The organism is Conchiformibius kuhniae DSM 17694, from assembly GCF_000428785.1.
Lineage (GTDB): Bacteria > Pseudomonadota > Gammaproteobacteria > Burkholderiales > Neisseriaceae > Conchiformibius > Conchiformibius kuhniae.
The window spans coordinates 1-1,810 of the sequence record NZ_AUAP01000051.1; the positions used below are offsets into that span (position 1 = coordinate 1).

Annotated in this window: 1 protein-coding gene; it reads right to left on the bottom strand. The window is 58.7% G+C overall.

Annotated features, from left to right (window positions below; genetic code table 11):
• Positions 1 to 1,810: hypothetical protein (locus G392_RS13975; RefSeq protein ID WP_034335069.1), on the bottom strand; the 1,810-nt coding region annotated here is incomplete at both ends.

Genomic DNA, 1,810 nt, shown 5'->3' on the forward strand with positions numbered 1-1,810 from the left:
GTTGTCGGCGTTGTTGCCGGTGAGTGTGTCGTTGTGCGCCGAGCCGATTAAGCGTTCGATTTGTGTGCCGTAGCCGATAAAGGCTTGGTTTTGGGCAAAATCGTAGCTGTACACTTCTTCAAAATCCGGGGCGTGAATCAGGGTGTGGGGGCTGCGCCCGAAATATTCCGCCGCCGACCAGCGTTTTGCGCCGTTGATGGCAAAGTGTTCGCTTGCCTGATTGCCCGCGTAAATCCACGAGCCGGGGGTGAGATTGACATTCACGCCCTGTGTTTGGTCGGAGGCGTCGAAGGTGTCCACGCCGCCGCCGTCCCAAATATACACGTCGCCGTCCGAGCGTCCTTGGTTGTAGGGTTTGAAGCGGTACACGTCGTTGCCCGCACGCGCCTGCGGATTGACGCCGAAGCGGTAATGCACAAAGGCGATGTCGTAGGGGCGCAGGTCGTGTACTTCCGCGCCACTGCGGACTTTGTACGACATGACGGTTAAGGCGCGGCGGTCTTCCAGCCAATCGAGCTGTTCGCGGGCATGGCCTTCGTGCGGGTGTTTGCGTACGCCGAAGGAATGCAGGGTTTCGTGCAGCAGGGTGTCGAAGTTGGCGGCGTAGCCCATGTCCAGCCAACTGTATTTGCGCTGTTTGTTGATGTATACGTTGCCGCCCGGTTCGCCGTAGGCATTGACGCCCGCGCCGTATGACTGCTGCAGATAGGCGATGTCGTATTCTTTGACGCCCTGCTGTGCCTGTACTTCTTCAAAACGCACGTTGCCGTATTTGGCAAACACTTGCAAATGGTCGCGAATGGCTTTTTTGTCGGCTTCGCTGAAGTTTTTGTAACGGCTTTTGGGGTCGTCCAATACTTCCCAATCGGGAATGGTATATTTCAACACGGCGGTTTGGGCGGGGTTTTGCGGTGCGGAGCCGGTGTGCATCAGTGTTTCGTTCCAGCCTGCCAGCACATTGACGAAATACGGACGTTCCAAATAGGCGGTGGTGCTGTTCACATGGGTGTGCGGGCTGACGAATGTGCCGTCCAAGGCGGTTTCGCGGGAAACGGCGGCATCGGTGTGCAGCGAAACCGTGCCGTTTTGCAAGGTGGCGGACACTTTGCCCGTTTGCGCCAACTGTTCGCGGGAAACGTTGGCGGTGAAGCGCAAATCGTCGCCGATGCGGGCGCGGACGGCTTCGTTGCCGACTTGAAGCACCACTTCATCGCCGACCTGAACCGCGTTGCCCGCCACTTCGCCGCTTACGGCAACGGTGGCGGATTTGGGCGCGACTGCCAGTTTGCCGTCGCGCACGGGCGTGTGTTCGTCCCACTGCACATGACGCGCCGTCAAAACGGGCGCATCGACACGTTCCACCCGAAAACCACCGTTTTGGCTGTTTAATTGGTAAAGGCTTTTTGCCGTATCAAAGTGATATTGAATGGTTTGGTGGTTGCTTGCCGCCAAATCGGCATCGGGTATGTCGATGTGAAAACGCTGGTCGGCGTGATTGACGGCAGCCGTGTAGGTTTTGTCGCCGATTTCCACACGGATGCCGTATAAGCGGTGGGCGTTTTTGCCCTGTGCGAACACGCCGTCCAACAAAACTTTCCCGCTCAAGCGCGTAACCCCGTCCTTCGCCAACACCCCCGCATCCAAGGCATTCAAACGAATCGTTGCTTCCGGCTGCGGTGCGGGTGCGGGCGGTGGCGGCGGGGTAACGGGCGCGGTGTTTTCCACGCCGTAGTCTTGTTCGTCCGATGCCGTGGCGGTGTTGCCCGCACCATCACGCACGGTGGCGGTGGCACGGATTTGGTGCGTATCC